The 1,483-nt window shown below is 44.8% G+C and carries 1 protein-coding gene; it reads left to right on the top strand.

Annotated features, from left to right (window positions below; translation table 11 throughout):
- The first annotated feature begins 96 nt into the window (after positions 1–96).
- On the top strand, positions 97–1,470 hold the full coding sequence (locus GQR52_RS20310) for an IS4 family transposase (protein WP_165729610.1): 1,374 nt from the start codon (positions 97–99) through the stop codon (positions 1,468–1,470).
- Positions 1,471–1,483 lie beyond the last annotated feature (13 nt).

Here is a 1,483-nt window from a genome sequence, read left to right as displayed (position 1 = left end):
TTATACACAAATCCCTGCTAAGAAATTAGCGGGGATTTTTTTGAACTAAATCTCAATGTCATGATCAGATCTTCAAATCTTGTTTGAGGGCACATTATGATTAACGAACATACTCATTGGGCAAAACAACAATTCGGTAAATCGGACTTAGGTGATCCAAGAAGAACAGCGCGTCTGGTAAAGTTAGCATCAACGCTTGCAAATGAACCAGGAAAACCACTTGTGAACATCACTCAATCCCCCGCCGATATGGAAGGTGCCTACCGCTTTATTCGCAACGAGAATATTGACGCAACGGCTATAGCCGAGTCAGGCTTTAAAGCCACGGTTGAACAAGCAAAAAGTCATAACTTATTGCTCGCATTAGAAGACACGACCACACTAATTTATAAACATTCCTCCATTCGAGATGATTTGGGTCATGTCGGACGAGGAGCAAAACAACGAGGCTTGTTAGCTCATAGCGTATTACTGTTTGCGCCAGACACAAAGCAAGTTGTGGGATTAATTGAACAGTCTCGCTGGAGTCGTGATATCAACACGATTGGAAAAAGAGAAAAACACGCGACGACTTCTTACGAAGAAAAAGAAAGTTACAAGTGGGAGTCAGCGTCACGAGCGATGGCAGAGCGGCTGCAAGGACAAATGGCGAACGTGATATCGGTGTGTGACCGCGAAGCGGACATCTACGAATACTTGCAGTATAAACTAACCGAGCAGCAACGATTCGTCGTACGCTCGATGCAAAGTCGTCATATTGAAGAAGGTGAGGATAAGCTCTATGCGTTTGCAAGCGAGCTGATGAGTGCAGGCACCAAACACATCCACATTGCACAAAAAGGAGGAAGAAAAGCCCGAAGCGCAACACTGGATATCACCTATGCGCCAGTGACACTCAAAGCGCCTTACAATAAGAAAGGACACTCCCTCCCAGTTTACTATGTCGGCTGTGCAGAGCGAGGAAACGCTAAGAACGGCTTAAGCTGGCACCTATTAACCAGTGAACCAGTCACCAGCAAAGAAGACGCCTTAGCTATCATCACCTACTATGAGCACCGTTGGCTTGTAGAGGAATACCATAAAGTCTGGAAAAGTGATGGTACGGATATCGAAAGTTTACGCCTTCAAAGCCAAGATAACATGGAAAGATTGGTGACGATTAATGGCTTTATTGCGACGCGAATATTGCAACTAAAGTTCACCAATGAGCAGCCTGATTCTCCAAGTTGTGAACAACTGTTATCTCCCAAAGCATGGAAGTTATTGTGGTTAAAGAGAATAAAAACACCATTGCCTGAAACTGCTCCAAATATGTCATGGGCGTATCAGGAACTGGCAAAGTTAGGAGGCTGGAAAGATACCAAGCGCACAGGGCGTGCATCTGTGAAAGTGTTATGGCAAGGATGGCTTAAGTTACAAGCCATCCTGGAAGGCTACGATTTAGCAAAATCTCTTGAGCCAGACTTGTGATCAAGAGACAGCT

This window comes from Pseudoalteromonas sp. 31A1, assembly GCF_011378815.1.
Lineage (GTDB): Bacteria > Pseudomonadota > Gammaproteobacteria > Enterobacterales > Alteromonadaceae > Pseudoalteromonas > Pseudoalteromonas arctica.
The sequence above is the reverse complement of the archived record's forward strand: the minus strand, read 5'-3'. Positions and strand labels throughout refer to the sequence as shown.

Excerpts from the sequence above, each read along its gene's own strand:
- GQR52_RS20310 (WP_165729610.1), top strand. The coding sequence starts at position 97 with ATGATTAACGAACATACTCATTGGGCAAAACAACAATTCGGTAAATCG.